A 22083-nucleotide genomic window follows, 5' to 3' on the forward strand; every position below is an offset into this window, starting at 1 on the left:
GTTCTACTCCGGAAGGTGCGGTTCGGACGGCTCGGCGGCCATGGCCTGCGTCGATCGGGCGGCGTGGTCGCGGTCCCCGACCAGGACGGCGTCCACGCCGTCGGAGTCGGCGAGGCGCACCTGCACGGCCTCGCGCAGCGAGGTGGGGAGGTTCTTGCCCACGTAGTCGGCGCGGATCGGCAGCTCGCGGTGCCCGCGGTCGACGAGGACGGCGAGCTGTACGGCGCGCGGGCGGCCGATGTCGCTGAGCGCGTCGAGGGCGGCGCGGATGGTGCGGCCGGAGAAGAGCACGTCGTCGACGAGGATCACGAGGCGGCCGTCGATGCCGCCGGGCGGGATCTCGGTGTGCTCCAGGGCGCGGGCGGGCTTCAGCCGCAGGTCGTCCCGGTACATGGTGATGTCCAGGGTGCCGAGCGGGATCTCGCGCCCGGTGATCTGCGCCAGCCGGTCGTGCAGGCGGCGGGCGAGGTGGACACCCCTGGTGTGGATGCCGAGCAGCACGACGTCCTCCGCGCCCTTGGCGCGCTCGACGATCTCGTGCGCTATCCGGGTGATGACCCGGGCGATGTCCGAGCCGTCCAGCACCTGGTGCGGCGGCCTCGGGGTCGAATCCTGGTGTTCCTGGCGTGCGGTCATGCCGAAGCGGACCTCCTTCCCCGCCTCACAGGACGGGTCTTAAAGGATGTCTGGGATCGCCCCGCCGAATCCGGCGTGGGCTTCGGGTCATCCTATCAGCGCGCCGAGCGGCAAATGGACCTCCATCATTCCGCTTCAGCGGGTTAACGCCGCCGATGCACCGACGATGCGGGCCATTCGCACGACTGCCCCATTCGGCTTGACGCAACTACCTTACTCTACGTAACCTCACAGTGAGTTACGAGACGGAGTTCGAACCCACCGGTAACGGCATCGACAATCGCCCGTGACCCACTACTGAACGCGAAGCAATCTCGTCCGGGGAGATCAATGTCCAGCGACTACGCGAAGCAGCTCGGAGGCAAGCTCCGAGCGATCCGCACTCAGCAGGGGCTCTCCCTGCACGGTGTCGAGGAGAAGTCCCAGGGGCGCTGGAAGGCAGTCGTCGTCGGCTCGTACGAGCGCGGCGACCGTGCGGTCACCGTGCAGCGGCTGGCCGAACTGGCGGAGTTCTACGGCGTCCCGGTGCAGGAGCTGCTGCCCGGCGGCACCCCCGGCGGCGCGGCCGAGCCGCCTCCGCGCCTGGTCCTCGACCTGGAGAGACTGACCCAGGTCCCTTCCGAGAAGGCCGGCCCGCTGCAGCGCTACGCGGCGACCATCCAGAGCCAGCGCGGCGACTACAACGGCAAGGTGCTCTCGATCCGCCAGGACGACCTGCGCACCCTGGCCGTGATCTACGACCAGTCGCCGTCGATCCTCACCGAGCAGCTGATCTCCTGGGGCGTGCTGAACCCCGACGCGCGCCGCGCGGTGCGCGAGGAGGAGGCGAGCTGACGCTCGCCTCACCGGCTCCGGCCAGGAGAAACCCTCCAACGGCCGGCGGGCCGCACGCAGAAACGTCACGGCGCGGCAGCCCGGTTCTCCGGGGGCCGCGCCGCGGCGCGTGCGGTCGGTGCGCGCCGGCGTGCGTCAACCTGCGTCAACGCGTCTCAGCAGACCGTCCCCAGGCTGTAGCCCGGCCGGGCGGCCACGCCGTCCAGCCGCACCGGCCGGTCCGCCGGCGCCCAGTCCGGCCCGCCGCTGGACCAGGCCCAGGCCGCCGGCAGGTACTCCCCGCAGGTCGCCGCCGAGCCCTGCGAGCCGTGCAGCACCGCGACGCCCGGCAGCTCCAGCGCCAGCCCGGCGCACAGCACGGCGCAGACCAGCTCCATGTCCTCGTCGTTGATCCGCACGACGCCGTCCTCCCACTGGAGCACCCGCGCCGAGGCCGTCAGCCGCCCGCCCGGCGCGTCCACCCTCAGGCGCAGCTCGTACACCCCGGCGCCCGCGCCGACGAGCATCCGGCGGAACACCTCGCCGCCGCGCTGGTAGGCGGCCCGGACCCAGCGCGCATGCTCCTCGTCGACGCAGTCCTCGTCGACCTCTCCCCCGCCGCCGTACAGCGCGCCGTCCAGCAGCAGGTCGGCGTGGCACAGCGTCAGCCCGTTCTCCCGGGCGCGAACCAGGCGCGGCAGGAAGTCCCCTGACAGCTCCTCACCCTGATACGGAAGCAGCTGGGTGCGCAGCGGCGGGTTGACGAGGTAGCGGTCGCGGGCGGAGGGTTCGGCCGGGTCCAGCCCGTGCAGCAGACAGAACTCGGCGAAGTCCTGCGGGTGGAACATCCGGGCGCGGACGGTGTCGAAGCGCTCCAGCGCGTCCCCGAGCAGTTCGGCCGTCTCGGCCAGGTAGCGGTCGAAGTCGGCGGCGTCGGAGACGCCCCAGTCGCGGGCCCGCTCGAAGTCGGCGGCACTGGTGAGCACCCCGATGACGAACGCCTGCTCGGCCCCCTCGGCGTGCTGGCGCCGGTGCGGCACCCGGGCGAGCGGACGATGGCCGCCACCGGCGCGGTCGGGGTTACGGCGGGCGCGGCCCTGGTCGCTGCTCATCGGTGGCTCCTGGCGTCGGCGGGTGACGGTCGGCGGCCGGTCGGCCGCTGACCGTCTTCCTCCCCATCGCCGGGCGCCGCACACGTACGGCGTGTCACAGGAATGTAACCGAACGTGAGTCTGATTTTTCCGCCTCCGTAAGCGCCTGGGCGTCACGGCGCAAGGGTCACGCGCTACGCGGCACCCGGGCCAGCTGGCGGGACTGCGCGACCAGGCGGCCCGTCTCGTCCCAGACCTCGGCGTCCTCCTCGAAGTACCCGCCGGCCAGGTTGCGGGTGGCGTGGACGACCCGAAGCCAGCCGGGCGCCGGCTTGGCCCGCAGGTGGACGGTCAGCTCCACGGTCGGGGCCCAGCCGGGCATGCCCAGGTCGAAGGTGACCGGCGGCAGCGCGTCGGCGACCAGCAGGAGCACCAGCGGGTCCGGCTCGCGGCCGTCGGCGAGGCGGAACCAGCCCTGGATGCGCCCCTGGCCCGAGGGCTGGCCGAGCGCCCAGCCGACGGTGGCCGGGTCCAGGCGCAGGTCGAAGCGCTCCAGCAGGGCGGCCTGCTCGACGAGTTGGCGGGGCGCGTGCTCGATGCCGATGCACCGGTCCGGCGGCGGCAGCTGCGGCGGGGTCGCGGTGGTGCGCACCTCGCCCTCCAGGGAGCCGAGGTCGCCGTGGCTGGCGACCACGCGCAGCCGTTCGACGCCGTCCTGGCTGAGCGAGGCGGTGCCGGTGGAGAGCCCGCGGCCGCTGCGCAGCACCTCGGTGCGGACGGTGGCCGGGCCGGGGGTGGAGGCGGAGAGGTAGTAACCGCTGATCGAGACCGGGTCCGGGTGCTCCCCGTGCTCCAGCGAGAGGGCGTGTGCGGCCACGGCGAGCAGCAGCCCGCCGTTGACGCCGCCGCCGATCTGCCAGCCCTCGCCCAGTTCGCCGTCGTAGCGGCCGGGCTCCTCGGAGTGTCTGGTCAGGGCGATGCCCTGGTCGAACTCGCTGCGGGTCGCGGTGGTCATGGGAGGTGGCCTGCCCTTCGCACGGGTTGTTCCGGTCGCCAAGTTACCGGCGAGTAGGACACCACCTTACGCCGCCCGGGTGAAGCGCGGAACGGCCGTCGGCCCGGAGGATCCGGACCGACGGCCGTGCTGTTCGTACTGTTCGCGCTGTTCGTGCGCCCGGCAAGATCCGCCGGACAGGCCCTAGCGGCGGATGCTCGGCTTCAGCTCCAGGAACCGGGCCAGCATGCCGTTGACGAACGCCGGGGAGTCGTCCGTGGAGAACTCCTTGGCGATCTCGACGGCCTCGTCCAGGACGACCGCGTCCGGGACGCCGTCCTCCCAGATCAGCTCGTACGCGCCGAGGCGCAGCACGTTCCGGTCGACCATCGGCATGCGGTCGAGCTCCCAGCCCACCGCGTACTGCTCGATCAGGTCGTCGATCCGGCGGGCGTGCTGGACGTACCCCTCGATGAGCTCCATCGTGTACTCGGCGACCTGCGGGGTGCCCTCGTCGGGCTTGGGCTCGCGGGCGCGGGCCACCCAGTCGGCGAGGACCTGCTGCGGGTCGACCCCGCGGTGGTCGGCCTCGAAGAGGATCTGGAAGGCCCTGGTACGGGCCTTGCTACGTGCGGCCGACACGGACTTACTTCACCCGGCCGAGGTAGCTGCCGTCGCGGGTGTCGACCTTGACCTTCTCACCGGTGGTGATGAAGAGCGGCACCTGGATCTCGGCGCCGGTCTCCAGGGTGGCCGGCTTGGTGCCACCGGTGGAGCGGTCGCCCTGGACGCCCGGCTCGGTCTCGGCGATGAGGAGCTCGACCGAGGTCGGGAGCTCGATGTAGAGGACGGCGCCCTCGTTCGTGGCGACCAGGGCCTCGAAGCCCTCGAGCAGGTAGTCGGCGGCGTCGCCGACAACGGCCTTCTCGATGGTGATCTGGTCGTAGGTGTCCATGTCCATGAACACGAAGTTCTCGCCGTCCTTGTACGAGAACTGCATGCCGCGCTTGTCGACGTTGGCGGTCTCGACCTTGGTCCCGGCGTTGAAGGTCTTGTCGACGACCTTGCCCGTCAGGACCTCCTTGAGCTTCGTCCGCACGAACGCCGGGCCCTTGCCGGGCTTGACGTGCTGGAACTCGACGACGGACCAGAGCTTGCCGCCCTCCAGCTTGAGGACCATGCCGTTCTTGAGATCGTTCGTGGAAGCCACGGTCGCACTTACTCCTGGATATAGCTGTCAAGGAACCAAGGGTCGCGTCCTGCCTTCACAGGGCGAGGAGCTCCTTGGTGGTGATGGTGAGCAGCTCGGGCCCGCCCTCTTCGAGGGGGCGTACGACGAGCGTGTCCTCGATCCGGACCCCGCCCTTGCCCGGGAGGTGGACTCCAGGGCCGACGGTGACCGGCACGCGGCTGTCCAGTTTACCCATGTCCGTCGGGCCCAGGCGCGGCGCCTCCCGGATCTCCAGCCCGATGCCGTGCCCGATCGGGTGCGCGGACGCCTCCGGGTACCCGGCCGCCTCCAGCACCTGCCGCGCGGCCCGGTCGGGCACGCACTGCTCCGCCCCCGGCTCCAGGGCCTCCCGGCCGGCCCGCTGGGCGCGGAAGACCAGCCGGTGCAGCTCCACCTGCCAGGGCGCGGGGGCGGCGCCGATCACGAAGGTCCGGGCGGTGGAGACCCCGTACCCGCGGTACTGCGCGCCGAGCACCACGGTCAGGAAGTCTCCCTCCTCCACCCGGCGGTCGGTGGGCTGGTGGGCGCCCTGGCCGGAGTGGCTGCCGGTGCCCACGGAGACCGGGAAGGCGGCCCGGTCGGCGCCGTGGTCGATCATCCGGCGCTCCAGCTCCATGGCCAGGTGCCGCTCGGTACGGCCGACCAGGATCGACTCCAGCAGCTCGCCGAGCGCCTGGTCGGCGATCTCGGCGGCGACCCGCAGATCGGCGATCTCGTGCTCGTCCTTGACCACCCGAAGCCGCTCCACCACCGGCCCGAGGCCGGTCAGCCGCGCGCCCTCCAGCAGGGCCGCCACCGCGCGGTGGCGGCTGACGGTCAGGTCGTGCTCCTCCACCGCCAGGCCCGCCACGCCCAGCCGCGCGGCAGTCTCCGCGGCGGCGAGGGCGGTGTCCGACCCGGCGGGCACCGACGCCTGCTCCACCTCGGGCGCGATGAGGTGCTCCCCCGCGTCGTCCGGCGGCAGGTCGTCCGGCAGCGTGAGCAGCGCCCGTTCCCTGGTCAGCAGCAGCGTCGCCCCGCAGGGCGCGCAGCCCGTCAGGTACCGCACGTTCGCCGCCCGCGTCACCAGCGCCGCGTCGACCCCCGACGCACCGCAGTGCTCCCTCACCCGCTCCCGGCGGGCCGCGTACGCATCCACCATGCCCCGAGCCTACGGACCCCCGCCCCGGCCCGCCCCCCGAGAGACGGCGCGGCGGGGGTTCATCGGGGCGGCGGCCTCACACCGTCTGGCAGGACGGGCACCAGAACAGGTTCCGCGCGGCGTGCTCCTCCGTGCGCACCTCGGTGCCGCAGACCAGGCAGGGCATGGCCGCGCGCCGGTACACGTACACCTCGCCGCCGTGGTCGTCCTTGCGCGGCGGGCGGCCCATCGCCTCGGGCGTGTGCTCGGGCCGGACGGTGTCGATCCGCCCGGCGCCGACGCCCTCGCGCATCAGGGCCACGAGGTCGGCCCAGATCGCGTCCCACTCCCGGCGGGTGAGCTCGCGCCCGGCCCGGTGCGGGTCGATGCCGTGCCGGAAGAGCACCTCCGCCCGGTAGACGTTGCCCACCCCGGCCAGCACCTTCTGGTCCATCAGCAGCGCGGCCACGGTCGTACGGCTGGCGGACACCCGGCGCCAGGCGGCCTCCGGGTCGGCGTCCGCGCGCAGCGGGTCCGGCCCGAGCCGGGCGGCGACGGAAGCCTTCTGGGCCTCGGTGACCAGCGCGCAGGTGTTGGGACCGCGCAGGTCCGCGTAGCCGTCCTCGTTCTCCAGCCGCAGCCGGATCATCCCGACCGGGTCGGGCGCCTCGCCCTCGCCGAAGGTGAACCCGCCGTACAGCCCGAGGTGGACGTGCACCCAGCCGCCCTCCTCGAAGCCGAGGAACAGGTGCTTGCCGAACGCCTCGGCGCCGGTGAGCAGTTGGCCGTCGATCACCTTCGCCTCGTCGGCGAAGCGGCCCTGCGGGCTGGTGACGCGGACGGCACGGCCGCCGAAGGCCCTGCGGTTCTCGGCGGCGAGACGGTGGATGATGTGGCCTTCGGGCACGGGCACGACCTCCCACGGACGGTTCGACTGGGACTGCGTCCATCATCCCAGCCGCCACCGACACCCCCGGCCGCTCCGGCAGCCGCAGGTCGGCGCACGGGCAGGTCAGCGCACGGGCTGGCCCGTCAACCGGGCCAGGATCACCCGGTCCAGCTCGGCGGCCGTCCCGGCCACGTCCAGGTAGGAGTTGTCGATGATCGGCAGCCCGGAGTTGTACCAGCCCGCCATCCGCCCGTGGATGCGCGCCACCTCCTCGTCCCCGAGCCGCCGGGTGCCGCTGCGGCGGGCGTTGCGGCGCAGCACCGAGTCCAGGCTCGGCAGCAGCACCACGGGGATCATGCCGGGGCCGATGTGCCGCTTCCAGCCGCCGAGGCCGATGGCCGGGCGGTCCGGGAAGACCGCGTCGTCGATGATGCAGGAGATGCCGTTGGCCAGGTAGTTGCGGCAGGCGAAGCCGCAGGTCCGGCGGGCCAGGCGGTACTGCGCCTCGGAGGCGTTGTTCCAGCCGGCCTGCGGGTTGGCGAAGCCTGCCTGCACCCACTCGCGGACGTCGTCCAGGCTGATGTGCGCGGTCGGGGTCGGCCGGCGCTCGGCCCAGTAGCGGGCGACGGTGGTCTTCCCCGCCCCGGCGGGCCCGATGAGCAGCACCGCGATCGGCCCGGCGGGCGCGTGCGGGCGCGGCGGGTGGGCGGGCAGCTGGACGGGCGTTCCGGCGGGCAGCACGAAGTGCCCGGTGCCGCCGGGCGGCATGGGCAGGGCCTGCAGCTGGACGGTCCCGTGCCCGGCGTGCGCGGGTGCGGGCTGGGCGGCCGGCCCCGGACGGACGGGCCGCGCGGGCGGGGGTGGCGGAGGCGGCGGCGGAACGGGCGCTCCCGCGCCCGTGCCCTGGCCCGTCCGCACCGGCGGAGCGGCGGGACGCGGCGGGACCTGCCCACCTGCGGCGTACTGCGTCACGGCACCCTCCCGACACCTCTCAGCGGGGACATTACACGGCGGCCCGGCGGCGGGCACAGTCCGCCACCGGGCCGTCGGCAAGGCCCTGCCCGGCCGTCAACGCGTGGTCAGTTGCTCCGCCAGTGCGCGCAGCGCCAGTTCGTACGAACCGATCCCGAACCCGGCGATCGTCCCGGAGGCGACGGCGGCGATCACCGAGGTGTGCCGGAAGGTCTCCCGGGCGTACGGGTTGGAGATGTGCACCTCGATCAGGGGCGCGGTGCGCTGCGCGGCGGCGTCGCGCATCGCGTACGAGTAGTGCGTGAACGCCCCCGGGTTGATCACCACGGGCACCTTGCCATCCGCCGCCTCGTGCAGCCACTGGACCATCTGCTGCTCGGAGTTGGTCTCGTGGACCTCGACCTCGAAGCCGAACTCCTTGCCGAGCGCGGTGCAGCGCTCGACCAGCCCGGCGTAGGAGGTGGCGCCGTAGACGTCCGGCTCGCGGCTGCCCAGGCGGCCGAGGTTGGGGCCGTTGAGCACCATCACCCTGGTCACGAGGAGACCTCCGCGTAGGCGGCGACCAGCAGGGACGGGTCGGGGCCCTCCAGCACGGAGGTCTTGCCGAGGCCGTCCAGGACGATGAAGCGGATCAGGTCGCCGCGCGACTTCTTGTCGATCTTCATCGCGTCCAGCAACTTCGGCCAGGCGTCGGCCCGGTAGGTCAGCGGCAGGCCGACGGAGGCCAGCACGGCGCGGTGCCGGTCGGCCGTCTCGTCGTCCAACCGCCCTGCCAGGCGGCCGAGTTCGGCGGCGAAGACCATGCCGATGGAGATCGCCGCGCCGTGCCGCCACTTGTAGCGCTCGTTGCGCTCGATGGCGTGGCCCAGGGTGTGGCCGTAGTTGAGGATCTCGCGGCGGCCGGACTCCTTGAGGTCCCCGGAGACGACGTCGGCCTTGACCTGGATGGCGCGGCGGATCAGCTCGACGGTGTGCGGCCCGGCCGGGGACCTGGCGCCCTCCGGATCGGCCTCGATCAGGTCGAGGATGGCCGGGTCGGCGATGAAGCCGCACTTGATGACCTCGGCGAGGCCGGAGACGTAGTCGTGCTTGGGCACGGTCTCCAGGGTGTCGAGGTCGGCCAGCACGCCCACCGGCGGGTGGAAGGCGCCGACCATGTTCTTGCCCTCGGCGATGTTGATGCCGGTCTTGCCGCCCACGGCCGCGTCGACCATGCCCAGCAGCGTGGTGGGCATGGAGACCCAGCGCACCCCGCGCAGCCAGGTGGCGGCGACGAAGCCCGCCAGGTCGGTGGTGGCGCCGCCGCCCAGGCCGACGACCACGTCGCTGCGGGTGAAGCCGGTCTGCCCGAGCACCGACCAGCAGTACGCGGCGACCTCGGCGCTCTTGGCCTCCTCGGCGTTGGGCACCTGCAGCCCGATCGCCTCGTAGCCCTCGCCGACCAGGTCCTCGCGGATCGCGTCGGCGGTGGCGGCCAGCGCCTCCGGGTGGATGATCGCGACCCGCTTGGCCCGGCCGCCGATCAGCGGCGCCAGCTCGCCGAGCAGCTGGTGCCCGATCAGCACGTCGTACGGGTCGTGGCCGGCGCTGCCGCCGACGTGAATCCTGACGATGGGGTCAGTCATGGGGGGTCTTCAACTCCAGTGCTTCCAGTACGGCGTCCGCGACCTGTTCGGGCGTACGGCCCTCGGTGTCGACGACGGCGGTGGCCACCTCCAGGTAGAGGGGGCGGCGGGCCTCCATCAGCTCGCGCCAGCGGGCGCGGGGGTTGACGGCCAGCAGCGGGCGCGGCGCGTCCAGGCCGACCCGCTTGACGGCGTCGGCCAGTGGCACCTCCAGGAACACCACCGGCAGCTCGTGCAGCAGCGCCCGGGTGGCCTCGGCCATCACCGCGCCGCCACCGAGCGCCAGCACCCCGGCGTGCCCGGTGGCCGCCGCCCGGACGGCCTCGGCCTCCAGCGCGCGGAAGTGCGGCTCGCCCTCGTCGATGAAGATCTCGGGGATCGGCTTGCCGGCCACAGCCTCGACATCGGCGTCGGTGTCGCGGAACCCGACGCCCAGGCGCTCGGCCAGGGCCCGCCCGACGGTGGACTTGCCACTGCCGGGCGGGCCGACCAGCACGACCACGGGTGTGCTCATGCCCCTGCCTCGCTTCGCTCGCTCATCGCACGATCAGGTGGTCGAGGTAGCTCTGCACGTTGCGGCGGGTCTCGGCCACGTGGTCGCCGCCGAACTTCTCCATCACCGCGTCGGCCAGCACCAGCGCGACCATCGCCTCGGCGACGATCCCGGCGGCCGGCACCGCACAGACGTCCGAGCGCTGGTGGTGCGCCTTGGCCGGCTCACCGGTGCGCACGTCCACGGTCTGCAGCGCGCGCGGCACAGTGGCGATCGGCTTCATCGCGGCGCGCACCCGCAGCACCTCGCCGGTGGACAGGCCGCCCTCGGTGCCGCCGGAGCGGCCGGAGGCGCGCCTGACGCCCTCGGAGGTCGGGAGGATCTCGTCGTGCGCCTGGGAGCCGGGCACCCGGGCCAGCTCGAAGCCGTCGCCGACCTCGACGCCCTTGATCGCCTGGATGCCCATCAGCGCGGCGGCCAGCCGGGCGTCGAGGCGGCGGTCCCAGTGCACGTGCGAGCCCAGGCCCACCGGCACGCCGTACGCCAGCACCTCGACCACGCCGCCGAGGGTGTCGCCGTCCTTGTGGGCCTGGTCGATCTCGGCGACCATCGCCTTCGAGGCGTCCTCGTCCAGGCAGCGCACCGGGTCGGCGTCCAGCTTCGCCTCGTCCGAGGGCAGCGGCAGCACACCGGCCGGGGCCTTGGCGGCGGCCAGCTCGACCACGTGGCTGACGATCTCGATCCCGGCGACCTCGCGCAGGTACGAGCGGGCGACGGCGCCCAGCGCGACCCGGGCGGCCGTCTCGCGGGCGCTGGCGCGCTCCAGGATCGGGCGGGCCTCGCCGATCGAGTACTTCTGCATGCCGGCCAGGTCGGCGTGGCCGGGCCGGGGGCGGGTCAGCGCCTCGTTGCGGGCCAGGCCGCCCAGCACCTCGGGGTCGACCGGGTCGGCCGACATGACCTGCTCCCACTTCGGCCACTCGGTGTTGCCGACCATGATCGCGACCGGGCTGCCCATGGTCAGGCCGTGCCGGACGCCACCGAGGAAGGTCACCTCGTCCTGCTCGAACTTCATCCGCGCACCGCGGCCGTAACCGAGCCGACGGCGCGCCAGCGCGTCGGCCACTACGGCAGTAGTGACCGGTACACCGGCGGGCAGGCCCTCCAGCGTCGCGACGAGTGCGGGGCCGTGCGACTCCCCCGCCGTGAGCCAGCGCAACGTACCCAACGGAGCTCCTTCATCAGCGGGCCGGCCCACGGCACCGCCGCAGCCCGCCCGGACGTACCTTCTGCCCGAATCCTTTCATGCCACGGGGCCGCGCAAGGGCCGCGGTCCGCGTAGCGGACAGCAAGTGGACACCCCCCGGGACGGGCGCCGCCGGGTCAGCGCCCGGCCAGCGCCTTCTCCCCGGCCTCGCGCATCGCGGCCAGCGGGCCGGGCGTGCGCCCGGTGAACGCCTCGGACTGCAGCACCGCCTGGTGCACCAGCAGGTCGAGCCCGCCGAGGACGGTCGCCCCGCGCTCGGCGCAGGCGGCGGCCAGCACCGTCGGCCACGGGTGGTAGAGCACGTCGAACAGCGCGCCCGGCCGCTCCGGCAGGGCCCCGGCGAAGGCGTCGGTGGCGCCCGCCGGCGTGGTGGAGACGGTCAGCGGCCGCTCCAGCGCCTCGGCCCCGCGCTCCCAGTCGGCCGTACGGACGGTCACGCCGAGGCGCTCGCCCAGCTCGGCCATCTCCCGGGCCCGCTCGGGGCTGCGGACGTAGACCACCACCTCGCCGGTGCAGATCTGGGCCAGCGCCGCCAGCGCCGAGGAGGCGGTGGCCCCCGCCCCCAGCACGGCCGCGTCCGACACCTCGGCGACGCCCCGCTCGCGCAGCGCGTTCACCAGCCCGGGCACGTCGGTGTTGTCGCCGGTCCGGCGCCCGTCCTCGGTGAACACCACCGTGTTGACGGCCTCCACCGAGCGGGCCGTGGCGCTGACCTCGTCCAGCAGCGGGATGATCGCCCGCTTCAGGGGCATGGTCAGCGACAGCCCGGCCCACTCGGCCTCGTCCAGCCCGGCCAGGAACCCGGGCAGCGAAGCCTCGTCGACCTCGAACCGGTCGTACCGCCAGCCGTCCAGCCCGAGCTCCGCGAAGGCGGCCCGGTGCAGGTCCGGCGAGAGCGAGTGGGCGATCGGCGAACCGAGCACGGCGGCGCGGTACTTGCTGGTCAACGCTGCTCCTGAGGCGTGTCGGAGTCGGTCAGGACTTCTTGCCGGTGCAGTGGCCCCGGTCCTTGTCGAAGCCCTCGCCGGCGTTCTTGCAGAACTCCTCGACGTTGGCGTAGTGCTCCTTGGACGTCTCGGCGAACCGCGTGGTGCTCGGGTCCATCGCGATGAAGTACAGCCACTTGCCGTCCGCCGGGTGCAGCACCGCCTGGAGCGCGTCGTCGCCGGGGTTGGAGATCGGCGTCGGCGGCAGGCCCGGGTTGATGTAGGTGTTGTACTTGTTGGACGCGTCGTCCATGTCCTTGCGGTCGAGCTGCTTGCGGCCCAGCGAGTACTGGAGCGTGGTGTCCATGCCCAGGCGGTGGTTGATCTCCCCGCCCGCGGCCAGACGGTTCTGGATGGTCTTGGCCATCTTCGCGAAGTCCGTCGGGTTGTTGCCCTCGCGCTGGAGGATGCTCGCCTCGATGACGACCTCGTAGCCGTTCTTGAGGTTCACCGAGGCGGCCTGGCCGTCCAGGGCCGCGTACTTCTCGGTGGCGTTCTTCACCATCTGCTTGAGCAGGTCCTCGGGCTTCATGCCGTCGGCGATGTTGTACTTCGTCGGCCAGAGGAAGCCCTCGATGTTGCCGTTCGCGTACGCCGGCAGGCCGAGCTCGTTGACCTGCGCCTTGGCGACGTTCGCCGTGGTGCCCTTCTGGAGCTTCAGCTTGTCGTCGATCTTGGCGTAGATCTCGGTGGAGTTGAGGCCCTCGGGCAGCACCAGGGAGGCGCCGCCCATCTGGTCGACGAACGCCTTGACCGCGGAGGCGGCCGACATCTCCTTCTTCATCACGTAGAAGCCGTACTGGACGGCCCGGCACTTCGGCTCGGCGTCGCACGCCTTGGTGAAGGCGTCGACGCTCTTGACCACGCCCGCCTTCTTCAGCTTCAGGCCGATCTGCCCGCCGACCTCGCCCTTGGCGACCTCGACCTGGACGCTGCCGGTGCCGTCGCCGGCGAAGTCCGGCGGCGGGCCGAAGTGGTCCTGGTAGAAGCCGTAGCCCCACCAGCCCGCGCCGCCCATGGCTCCGAGCAGCACCAGGGCGACCAGCAGGCAGGCGCCGCCGTTGCGGCGGCCGGCCTTCTTGCCGCTCTCCTTGCGCTTCTTCTTGGCCTCACGGGAGTCGTCCTGGCCGCCGAGGAAGCCGGCCTCCTGCTGGGGCTCCTCCTCCAGGTAGGCGCCGTCCTCGTGGTGGCCGTCCCACTCCTCGGGCTCGGCCTGCGGCTCGTGCCCGGCGGCGGCCGGAGCGCCCCCGGCCTCCAGGGCGGCGGCCTCGGCCTCCCAGTCGATGCCGTCCGGGCCGGGCCCGGCCACCGGCTCGGGCGCCGGCGCCTGCCGGTGTGGGGCGGGCCGCTGGACCTGCTGTTGCTGCTGGACCTGCTGTTGCTGCTGCTCGTACCCCTGCTGCGGGTACTGCCCGTGCTGCGGCATCTGCTGCTGCTGTTGCTGCTGTTGCTGTTGCTGCGGGTAGCCCTGCTGCTGCCCCCCCTGCTGCGGGTACTGGCCCTGCTGCGGGTACTGCCCCTGCTGGGGCATCTGCTGCTGCGGGTAGCCCTGCTGCGGCATCGGCTGCTGCTGCCCGTACTGGCCGTACTGCCCCTGCTGGCCCGGCTGCCCCTGCTGCTCGCCGTAGCCCTGCTGCTGGTACTGCCCCTGCTGCGGCATCTGCTGCTGGCCGTACTGGCCCTGCTGGCCCGACTGCTGCTGGTAGAACTGCTGCTGTTGTTGCTGTTGCTGCTGCCACTGGCCGTCCTGCTGGCCGGGGACCGGCTGCTGGCCGCCGTACCCGGCATCACCGGGGTGCCACGGCTCGCCCTGGGGGCCGTAGCCCCGACCCACCTCGGTCATCGATCCCCTTAACCGACAGTGACGACCGACGGATCAAAGCGGCCGTCCGGGACGCCGTCCCGGTTGAATCTCGAACCGGCGTGCTAGCGCAACGCCTGGGAGGAGACGTTACCGTACCGCAGCCGGGCCCCCGGTGGCCGGACGTACCGTCAGTGCTCGACCCCGCCGCTCTCCGCACCCACCGTCACGGAGTCGCCGCGCCCGGGGCCGGCGCCGGGGCGCTCGCCGAAGCGGTGGCCGATCCCGACGCCGAGCCCGACCCGGAGGCCGACGCGCTCGGCTTCGCCGCCGCCCGGTTGGCGTTGAACTCCGCGACGTTGCGCTGCTGCACCTCGAAGCTGTCGGTGAACCGGGTGTCCCCCGGCTTCACGGTGACGAAGTACAGCCAGTCCCCCGGCGTCGGGTCCAGGGCCGCCATGATCGCCTGCCGCCCGGGGTTGGAGATCGGGGTCGGCGGCAGCCCGGCGTGCAGGTAGGTGTTGTACGGGGAGTCCAGCTTGGTCTCGGTCACGCTGGTGTTCAGCGTCGAGCGGCCGAGCGCGTAGTTGATGGTGGAGTCCAGCTGCAGCGGCATGCCCTTGGCCAGCCTGTTGTAGATCACCCGGGCCACCTTGCCCATGTCCTCGGTGTTGTCGGCCTCGCCCTGCACCATGCTGGCGACCGTCACCAGCCCGTACACGTTCTGCCCGAGGTTCTGGGCGACGACGTCCGCGTCGTCCCGGCTGAACTCCTTGCCGGCCCGCTCCACCATCTGCTTCAGCAGGTCGAGCGCGGTGGTGCCGTCGGTGACGCTGTACGTCGCCGGGAACAGGTAGCCCTCGGGGGCGCCGGCCGCGAACTCCGGCAGGCCCAGTTCGGCGGTCTGCTCCTTGGCGACGCGCTGGGCGGTGCCCTCGGGCAGGTTGAGCTTCTTGTCGATGGCCGCGTAGATCTGGTAGCCGCGCCAGCCCTCGGGGATGGTCAGGCCGTTGGCGTTGGCCGGGTCGATCAGGATCGCCAGGGCCGCCGAGGCCGACATCTTCTGCTTGAGGGTGTACGTCCCCGGCTGGATGCGCCCGGCCGCGGCCGCGCTGCCCTTCGCCGCCCTGGTGAAGGCGAGCGAGCTGGCCACGACCCCGTTGCGGACCAGCGCGGAGGCGATCTGCGCCAGGCCCGCGCCCTCGGGCACCGAGACCTGGACGCTGCCGTTGCCCGGCCCCCGGAAGTCGGCGGCGGCCGCCGGACGCCGCTGCCCCTGGAACCAGGTGTAGCCCGTCAGCCCGATCCCGCCGAAGACGGCGATCAGGGCGAGCGCGGTGAGCCCGCAGGCCAGTCCGTTACGCCGTCGGTGCGGATCGGGCGCATCGGGGCGCGGACGGGGCGCACCCGGCGGCCGGCCCTCCGGCTCCATCACCGGTGCGCCCAGGTGACCGGGTGTGAGCCCCGGGTGGAAGTCCTGGTCGAACATGGCTCGCGCCCCCTCGACGGTCCCGCAACGGCCTGGATGGCTCCGCGCCGCTCGGGATCGGTCAGGGGCGATCGGCGACGGACGCGGAACGAACGAAAAGGGGGCCCGTGCGGACGCGTCCGCACGGGCCCCTCTTCGGGACGTTAGACCAGGCCGGTCAGCCAGCCGCCTCGACGCTCTCTCCGGGCGGCCTTCCGCTCACCCGTTCGGACTCAAGGGCGGTCTGGAGGATCACCACCGCGGCGGCCTGGTCGACCACCGAGCGGCCCTTCTTCGCCTTGACCCCGGAGGCGCGCAGCCCGTGGGTGGCGGTGACGGTCGTCATCCGCTCGTCCACCAGCCGCACCGGCACCGGGTAGAGCCGGTTGGCCAGCCGCACCGCGTACGCCCGGACCTTCTCCGCCGCCGGGCCCTCCTTGCCGCTGAGCGAGCGCGGCAGCCCGACGATCACCTCCATCGCGTCGTACTCCTCGACGATGGCGGCGAGACGGGCCTGCGACTTCACCCCCGCGGGGACGGTCTCCACCGGCGTGGCGAGCACCCCGTCGGGGTCGCAGGACGCGACCCCGATCCGGGCGTCACCGACGTCGACGGCGATGCGCCGACCGCGGCGGAAGGGCTTCGGCTCCTGCTCGAACATCAGGAGGCGCGCTCCGCGACCAGGCCGCGCACGGCCGCGATGGCCTCGCCGACCGCGGCCGCGTCGGTGCCGCCCCCCTGGGCGACGTCGTCCTTGCCGCCACCGCCGCCGCCGAGGGTCTTGGCCGCGGTGCGGACCAGCTCGCCGGCCTTGATGCCGCGACCGCGGGCGTCCTCGTTGGTGGCGATCACGGTCAGCGGGCGGTCGTTCGCCACGGTGAACGCGGCGACCACGGCCGGGCGCGAGCCCAGGCGGCCGCGCACGTCCAGGACGAGCTTGCGCAGCTCGTCCGCACCCACGCCGTCGGCGACCTGCGCGGCGACCACGGCGATGCCGTGCACGTCCTCGGCCGAGTCGGCCAGGCCCGCCGCGGCGGCCAGCACCTTCTCGGCGCGGAAGCGCTCGATCTCCTTCTCCGCGTCCTTGAGCTTGGCGAGCATGCCCGAGATCTTCTCCGGCAGCTCCTCCGGGCGGCCCTTGACCAGCTCGGTCAGCTGGGCGACCACGGTGTGCTCACGGGCCAGGAACTTGTACGCGTCGACGCCGACCAGGGCCTCCACGCGGCGCACGCCGGAGCCGATCGAGGACTCGCCGAGCAGCTTCACCAGGCCCAGCTGGGAGGTGTTGCCGACGTGCGTGCCACCGCAGAGCTCCTTGGAGAAGTCCCCGATGGTGACGACGCGCACCTCGTCGCCGTACTTCTCGCCGAACATCGCGATGGCGCCGGCCTTGCGGGCCTGGTCCATCGTCATGACCTCGGCGGTGACCTCCAGCTCGCGGGTCAGCACGTCGTTGATCTTCTGCTCGACGTCCACCAGCACGCTGCCCGGAACGGCGGCGGGCGAGCCGAAGTCGAAGCGGAAGCGGCCCGGCGCGTTCTCCGAACCGGCCTGGGCGGCCGTCGGGCCGAGCGCGTCGCGCAGGGCCTGGTGGGTCAGGTGGGTGGCCGAGTGGGCGCGGGCGATCGCCCGGCGGCGGTCGATGTCGATCGTGGCGTACGCCGAGGCGCCGAGCACGACCTCGCCGAACAGCACCCCGCCGGAGTGCACGACCACGCCCGGGACGGGCTGCTGCACGTCGCGGATCTCGACGACCGCGCCGGACTCCAGACGGATGCGGCCCTGGTCGGCGAGCTGGCCGCCGCCCTCGGCGTAGAACGGGGTGCGGTCGAGGATGATCTCGACCTCGTCGCCCTCGGAGGCGGCCGGCGACGGAACGCCGTCCACCAGCAGGCCGACCACGGTGGCCTCGCCCTCGGTGAGGGAGTAGCCGGTGAAGACGCTGGCGCCGGACTTGTCGGCGACCTCGCGGTACGCGGCGACGTCGGCGTGGCCCATCTTCTTGGCCTTGGCGTCCGCCTTGGCGCGGTCGCGCTGCTCCTGCATCAGACGGCGGAAGCCGGCCTCGTCCACCTGGAGGCCCTGCTCCTCGGCCATCTCCAGGGTGAGGTCGATCGGGAAGCCGTAGGTGTCGTGCAGCTTGAACGCCTGCTCGCCCGAGAGGACGGCGCCGCCGGCCTGCTTGGTCTCGGTGACCGCGACGTCCAGCAGGTTGGTGCCGGCCTTCAGCGTCTGCAGGAAGGCCACCTCCTCGCCGACGACGACCGTCTCGATGCGCTTGCGGTCGGCCTCCAGCTCCGGGTACTGCGGGGCCATCGCCTTGATGGCGACGTCGATGAGCTCCTTGGCCACCGGCTCGGTGGCGCCCAGCAGGCGCATGTTGCGGATGGCGCGGCGCAGGATGCGGCGCAGCACGTAGCCGCGGCCCTCGTTGCCGGGGGTGACGCCGTCGCCGACGAGCATCAGCGCGGTGCGGATGTGGTCGGTGACCACGCGCAGCGAGACGTCCGCCTTGTGGTCGGCGCCGTAGGTGTGGCCGGTCAGCTCGGCGGCGCGGTCGAGGATCATCCGGCTGGTGTCGATCTCGAAGAGGTTGTCGACGTCCTGCAGGATGGCGGCCAGACGCTCCAGGCCCAGGCCCGTGTCGATGTTCTTGCTCGGCAGGTCGCCGAGGATCTCGAACCCGTCCTTGCCGTCGCCGTGGCCGCGCTCGTACTGCATGAAGACCAGGTTCCAGATCTCCAGGTAGCGCTCGCCGTTGACGGCCGGGCCGCCCTCCTCGCCGTACGCGGGGCCGCGGTCGTAGTTGATCTCCGAGCACGGGCCGCAGGGGCCGGGGACGCCCATCGACCAGAAGTTGTCCTTCATGCCGAGGCGCTGGATGCGCTCGGACGGCACGCCGATGACGTCGCGCCAGATCTGCTCGGCCTCGTCGTCGTCCTTGTAGACGGTGATCCAGAGCTTCTCCGGCTCCAGGCCGTAGCCGCCGTCCGCGACGGGAGTGGTGAGCAGCTCCCACGCGAACTTGATGGCGCCTTCCTTGAAGTAGTCGCCGAAGGAGAAGTTGCCGCACATCTGGAAGAAGGAGCCGTGCCGGGTGGTCTTCCCGACCTCCTCGATGTCCAGGGTGCGCACGCACTTCTGCACGCTGGTGGCGCGCGAGAACTGCGGCTTGACCTCGCCCAGGAAGTAGGGCTTGAAGGGCACCATGCCGGCGTTGACGAGCAGCAGGGTGGGGTCGTCGGCGACCAGGGACGCCGACGGAACGACGGTGTGGCCGCGCTCCTCGAAGAAGCGCAGCCAGCGGCGGCGGATCTCAGCCGACTCCATTAGTGGTCCTTCCGGTTGGTACCGCCCCGCGGCAGGGCTCGGCGGGGCGTTTCATCGATGGTCTGGGGGGTGGTGCGCGTGCTCTTGGACGGAGGCAGGGCGGCGGCCGGGCTACCGGGCGCCGCCGAGATAGCTCGGTACTGCGGTTCGCCGCGCAGCGCTCGGCCGGTGCGCCGGGGCTCCACGACGGCGGTGCCGTGCAGTCCGAGGTCGTCCTTCAGCTGCTCCTCGCGCTCGGCCATGCCGGCCCGCACGTCCTGCGCGAACTGCTTGGCCAGGTCCCCCAGTTGGAGGGCGCCGCGCGCGGCCGTGCCGGAGAGGCTGTCCGGGGTGAGCCGGTGGACGGCCTCGTTGGCCTTCTTCATGGCCCAGACGGTGGCGCCGGCGCCGACCGCCATCCAGAAGATGCGTGCCATGCCGTCAGCCCCTCACCGCGCGCCGGACCCGCGAGAGCAGTCCGTTCCTGGGCGCCGTGGCGGCGCGCACCTCGGCCCGGATGAGCCGGGCCAGCTCCTCGCGCTCACTCGCCTGGGCGGGCACCGGCGGCACCGTGCCCTGCTGCCGGGCGACGGCCTTGCGCACGCCGTAGCTGAACGCGGCGACCTTCACCAGCGGCCCGCCGAGGGTGGCGGCGACGGTGGAGGAGAGCGCGTTGGCGTTGGCGGCGGCGTCCTGCACGTTGGCGGTGATCTCGTCGACCCGCTCCAGCTGCTCGTTGGCGCTGCGCACGGCGGCGCCGGCGTCGCTCAGCAGCGGCACGGCCTGTTCGGTGACGGCGGAGACCAGGACGGCGGCCTCCTTGAGCACCCGGGAGAGGCGCACCAGCACGACCGCCAGCAGGGTGACCAGGACCGCCCAGAACACGGCGACGAGCAATCCGGCCAGCTCTCCCACGGACACCTTTGCGCGCTCCCTCGCCTTGCTGTTCTCCAGAGGGAACCCTATCGCGCCCGCACCCGAATCCCGGACCGGGTTTCGCCGGGCCTGTCCGACCGGTCGGGTGTGCGATCCCCGCGCGTAACCTACCGTCCGGTCACCTCGTTCTGCCAGGTGGGCCGACAGCCGTACGGCCCGGACACGCGTCCGGACCGCTGCGGTCCGGGCCAGGAACGACGGGGAGCATCGCTTGGCCGGCGACTGGACACCACATCCCGCGGCGCAGCCGCGCGAGCCGGAGCCCGGCCGGCTGCCGGCCGAGGTGACGGGCTTCGTCGGGCGGCGGCGCGAACTGACCGAGCTGGCGGCCCTGCTGGCCGGCGCCCGGCTGGTGACGGTGACGGGCCCCGGCGGGGTCGGCAAGAGCCGGCTGGCGCTGCGCGCGGCGGCCCGCGCCGCCGGGGCGTTCCCGGACGGCACCTGGCTGGTCGAGGTGGCCCCGGTGCAGGACCCCCTGCTCCTCGGCCACGCCGTCCTGGAGGCGCTGCACCTGACCGACGGCACCGCCCGCCCGCCGCTGGACGTCCTGACCGGGGCGCTGAACGGCCGGCGCCTGCTGATCGTCCTGGACGGCTGCGAGCACCTGGTCGAGGCGTGCGCCGACCTCGCGGACGCGCTGCTGCGGGCCCTGCCGGGCCTGCGGGTGCTGGCCACCAGCCGCTCCGCCCTGCGCGCCGGCGGCGAGCACCTGCTCACCCTGGCCCCGCTGCCGGTCGGCCCGGCCGCGCCCGAGGCGCCCGTACGGGCCACCGCGCTGCCGGACGCCGTCCGGCTGTTCGCCGACCGGGCCCGCGCGGTGCTGCCGGGCTTCGAGGTCACCGACGCCAACGTGGAGGCCGTCGCCCTGCTGTGCCGCCGCCTGGACGGCATCCCGCTGGCCGTGGAGCTGGCCGCCGGACGGCTGCGGGCGCTGTCCGTGGAGCAGATCACCGCCCGGCTGGACGACCGGTTCCGGCTGCTCACCGGCGGCTGCCGCACGGCCCTGCCGAGGCACCAGACGCTGCGCACCACGATCGGCTGGAGCCATGAACTGTGCACGGTGCAGGAACGTTTACTCTGGGCCCGCCTTTCGGTTTTCGCCGGCAGTTTCGACCTGGAGGCCGCCGAGTACGTCTGCGCCGGCGACGGCCTCGAGCCCGAGGACGTCCTCGACCTCCTGGACGAGCTCGTCGGCAAGTCCGTCCTGCTGCGCGAGGACAGCGCCTTCGGCGTCCGCTTCCGGCTGCTGGACACCCTGCGCGAGTACGGCGGCCACTGGCTGCGCGCCGCCGGGGAGGAGCAGCGGCTGCTGCGCCGCCACCGGGACTGGTACCTGGGCGTCGCCACCTGGGGCGAGGTCGAGTGGTTCGGCCCCCGCCAGGCCGAGACCGCCGAGCGCACCGAACTGGCCCACAGCAACCTGCGCGCCGCCCTGGAGTTCTGCCTCGCCGAGCCCGGCGAGGAGCAGATCGGCCTGCTGCTTGCTGGCACCCTGTGGTTCTACTGGGTCGGCTGCGGCCACCTCGGCGAGGGCCGGCACTGGCTGGACCGCGCCCTGGCCCTGGACCGCGAACCCACCGAGGCCCGCGCCAAGGCCCTCTGGGTCACCGGCTACATGGCCACCCTCCAGGGCGACCTCTCCGCCGCCCGCCCGGCCCTGGAGGAGTGCCGCCGCCAGGCCCTGGACACCGGCGACGACCGGGCCCTGGCCTACGCCGTCCACCGCCAGGGCTGCGCCGCCCTGATCGGCGACGACCCCGAGCGCGCCGCCGAACTGTTCGAGGAGGCCCTCTGGCACTACCGGACGATCGGCGAGCTCAACAGCAACGTGGTGATGGCCATGTTCGAACTCGGCCTCGCCTACGTCTTCCAGGGCGACCTCGACAGCGGCGAGCTCTGGTTCGGCCAGGCCCGCGAACTGTGCGAGGAGCACGGTGAGCAGTGGGCGTACGCGTACGTGCTCTACGCGATGGCGTACTCGCACTGGCTGGACGGCGCCGTGGAGCCGGCCCGGGTGCTGGCCAGGGAGTGCGTCCGGCTCAACCACCGCTTCCACGACCTGCTCGGCATCGTGATCGGCATCGACCTGCTGGCGCTGCTGGAGACGGAGCCGAGCGCCCCGGGCCGCATCGGAAACCTGCGCGAGGCCCGGGTGCTCCAGGGCGCCGCCCACCGGATCTGGCGCACGGTCGGCAACCCGTTCCTGGGCTCGAGCTCCTTCTTCGGCCCCCACCAGGAGTGCGCCGAGCGGGCCCGCGCCGGGCTCACCGAGCAGGAGTACGAGGGCTGCTACGAGGCCGGCGCCCTGCTGGACCTCGACGCGGCCGTCACCCGGGCGCTGGGCGGCGGCGGCTCCCCGGGGGGCCCGGAGCCCGGCCCCGGGTCCTGTTCCGTACCGCCCGCACCGGCGCCCGCGCCGGTGCGGAATAGCTGAAGCTTGCCGATTGCTTGA

Annotated in this window: 22 protein-coding genes; 3 read left to right on the forward strand and 19 right to left on the reverse strand. The window is 73.0% G+C overall.

Annotated features, from left to right (window positions below):
• Positions 1 to 3: 3 nt before the first annotated feature.
• Positions 4 to 636, reverse strand: coding sequence for a bifunctional pyr operon transcriptional regulator/uracil phosphoribosyltransferase PyrR (pyrR, locus tag IH61_RS0122280; protein ID WP_031072498.1), 633 nt, complete (start codon positions 634 to 636; stop codon positions 4 to 6).
• Between the two features lie 330 nt (positions 637 to 966).
• Between pyrR and IH61_RS0122285 the strand changes: the two genes are divergently transcribed.
• Entirely contained in the window at positions 967 to 1470 is a 504-nt protein-coding gene (locus IH61_RS0122285) for a transcriptional regulator (RefSeq protein ID WP_031072501.1), read from the forward strand.
• Positions 1471 to 1625: 155 nt separating this feature from the next.
• On the opposite strand, the gene IH61_RS0122290 is transcribed toward IH61_RS0122285, so the two are convergent.
• The 13 genes from IH61_RS0122290 to mltG (IH61_RS0122350) form a co-directional block, all read right to left on the reverse strand.
• Positions 1626 to 2561, reverse strand: a complete 936-nt coding sequence (locus IH61_RS0122290; RefSeq protein ID WP_031072504.1) for a hypothetical protein — start codon at positions 2559 to 2561, stop codon at positions 1626 to 1628.
• Positions 2562 to 2727: 166 nt separating this feature from the next.
• Positions 2728 to 3555, reverse strand: coding sequence for a thioesterase family protein (locus tag IH61_RS0122295; RefSeq protein ID WP_031072505.1), 828 nt, complete (start codon positions 3553 to 3555; stop codon positions 2728 to 2730).
• Positions 3556 to 3738: 183 nt separating this feature from the next.
• Positions 3739 to 4176, reverse strand: coding sequence for a transcription antitermination factor NusB (gene nusB, locus IH61_RS0122300; protein ID WP_031072507.1), 438 nt, complete (start codon positions 4174 to 4176; stop codon positions 3739 to 3741).
• A 4-nt stretch (positions 4177 to 4180) separates the two neighbouring features.
• Positions 4181 to 4744: an elongation factor P gene (efp, locus tag IH61_RS0122305; RefSeq protein WP_031072509.1), complete on the reverse strand. Its 564-nt coding sequence runs from the start codon at positions 4742 to 4744 to the stop codon at positions 4181 to 4183.
• A 55-nt stretch (positions 4745 to 4799) separates the two neighbouring features.
• Positions 4800 to 5906, reverse strand: a complete 1107-nt coding sequence (locus tag IH61_RS0122310; RefSeq protein WP_031072511.1) for an aminopeptidase P family protein — start codon at positions 5904 to 5906, stop codon at positions 4800 to 4802.
• Between the two features lie 76 nt (positions 5907 to 5982).
• Complete coding sequence (locus tag IH61_RS0122315; RefSeq protein WP_031072513.1) at positions 5983 to 6792, reverse strand: Fpg/Nei family DNA glycosylase; 810 nt, start codon at positions 6790 to 6792, stop codon at positions 5983 to 5985.
• Between the two features lie 105 nt (positions 6793 to 6897).
• On the reverse strand, positions 6898 to 7746 hold the full coding sequence (locus IH61_RS0122320; protein ID WP_078911303.1) for an AAA family ATPase: 849 nt from the start codon (positions 7744 to 7746) through the stop codon (positions 6898 to 6900).
• A 96-nt stretch (positions 7747 to 7842) separates the two neighbouring features.
• Positions 7843 to 8271, reverse strand: coding sequence for a type II 3-dehydroquinate dehydratase (aroQ, locus tag IH61_RS0122325; RefSeq protein WP_031072518.1), 429 nt, complete (start codon positions 8269 to 8271; stop codon positions 7843 to 7845).
• Positions 8272 to 8279: 8 nt separating this feature from the next.
• Positions 8280 to 9371, reverse strand: a complete 1092-nt coding sequence (gene aroB / locus IH61_RS0122330; RefSeq protein ID WP_031072528.1) for a 3-dehydroquinate synthase — start codon at positions 9369 to 9371, stop codon at positions 8280 to 8282.
• Positions 9364 to 9885 carry a shikimate kinase gene (locus IH61_RS0122335; protein ID WP_031072531.1) on the reverse strand — a complete coding sequence of 174 codons (522 nt, stop codon included), beginning with the start codon at positions 9883 to 9885 and terminating at the stop codon, positions 9364 to 9366. Before IH61_RS0122335 ends, aroB begins: the two co-directional genes overlap by 8 nt.
• 22 nt (positions 9886 to 9907) lie before the next feature.
• A complete protein-coding gene (gene aroC / locus IH61_RS0122340) occupies positions 9908 to 11092 on the reverse strand; it encodes a chorismate synthase (protein ID WP_107057205.1) in 1185 nt (394 codons plus the stop codon).
• Between the two features lie 155 nt (positions 11093 to 11247).
• Positions 11248 to 12078 carry a shikimate dehydrogenase gene (locus IH61_RS0122345; protein ID WP_031072536.1) on the reverse strand — a complete coding sequence of 277 codons (831 nt, stop codon included), beginning with the start codon at positions 12076 to 12078 and terminating at the stop codon, positions 11248 to 11250.
• Between the two features lie 28 nt (positions 12079 to 12106).
• Positions 12107 to 13543: an endolytic transglycosylase MltG gene (gene mltG / locus IH61_RS0122350; RefSeq protein ID WP_078911304.1), complete on the reverse strand. Its 1437-nt coding sequence runs from the start codon at positions 13541 to 13543 to the stop codon at positions 12107 to 12109.
• Here mltG (IH61_RS0122350) and IH61_RS44750 point away from each other — a divergent pair.
• Complete coding sequence (locus IH61_RS44750; RefSeq protein ID WP_158845181.1) at positions 13496 to 13972, forward strand: hypothetical protein; 477 nt, start codon at positions 13496 to 13498, stop codon at positions 13970 to 13972. The genes mltG (IH61_RS0122350) and IH61_RS44750 overlap by 48 nt on opposite strands.
• Positions 13973 to 14144: 172 nt before the next feature.
• Here IH61_RS44750 and mltG (IH61_RS41220) read toward each other — a convergent pair whose 3' ends face one another.
• The 5 genes from mltG (IH61_RS41220) to IH61_RS0122380 all read right to left on the reverse strand — a co-directional run bounded on the left by mltG (IH61_RS41220) (position 14145) and on the right by IH61_RS0122380 (position 19616).
• Positions 14145 to 15407 carry an endolytic transglycosylase MltG gene (mltG, locus tag IH61_RS41220; RefSeq protein ID WP_051837693.1) on the reverse strand — a complete coding sequence of 421 codons (1263 nt, stop codon included), beginning with the start codon at positions 15405 to 15407 and terminating at the stop codon, positions 14145 to 14147.
• Positions 15408 to 15564: 157 nt separating this feature from the next.
• Positions 15565 to 16047, reverse strand: a complete 483-nt coding sequence (gene ruvX, locus IH61_RS0122365; protein ID WP_031072545.1) for a Holliday junction resolvase RuvX — start codon at positions 16045 to 16047, stop codon at positions 15565 to 15567.
• The gene (gene alaS, locus IH61_RS0122370) at positions 16047 to 18716 is read right to left on the reverse strand and encodes an alanine--tRNA ligase (protein ID WP_031072547.1); all 2670 of its coding nucleotides are present in this window, start codon (positions 18714 to 18716) and stop codon (positions 16047 to 16049) included. Before alaS ends, ruvX begins: the two co-directional genes overlap by 1 nt.
• The gene (locus tag IH61_RS43115) at positions 18716 to 19132 is read right to left on the reverse strand and encodes a DUF6167 family protein (protein WP_051837695.1); all 417 of its coding nucleotides are present in this window, start codon (positions 19130 to 19132) and stop codon (positions 18716 to 18718) included. The genes alaS and IH61_RS43115 overlap by 1 nt, the downstream gene beginning before the upstream one ends.
• A gap of 4 nt (positions 19133 to 19136) precedes the next feature.
• A complete protein-coding gene (locus IH61_RS0122380; protein ID WP_031072550.1) occupies positions 19137 to 19616 on the reverse strand; it encodes a DUF948 domain-containing protein in 480 nt (159 codons plus the stop codon).
• A gap of 226 nt (positions 19617 to 19842) precedes the next feature.
• On the opposite strand from IH61_RS0122380, the gene IH61_RS0122385 reads away from it, so the two are divergent.
• Positions 19843 to 22065, forward strand: a complete 2223-nt coding sequence (locus tag IH61_RS0122385) for an ATP-binding protein (protein WP_031072553.1) — start codon at positions 19843 to 19845, stop codon at positions 22063 to 22065.
• The last annotated feature ends 18 nt before the right edge of the window (positions 22066 to 22083 follow it).

The organism is Streptomyces sp. NRRL WC-3742 (assembly GCF_000720635.1).
Classification (GTDB): Bacteria; Actinomycetota; Actinomycetes; order Streptomycetales; family Streptomycetaceae; genus Kitasatospora.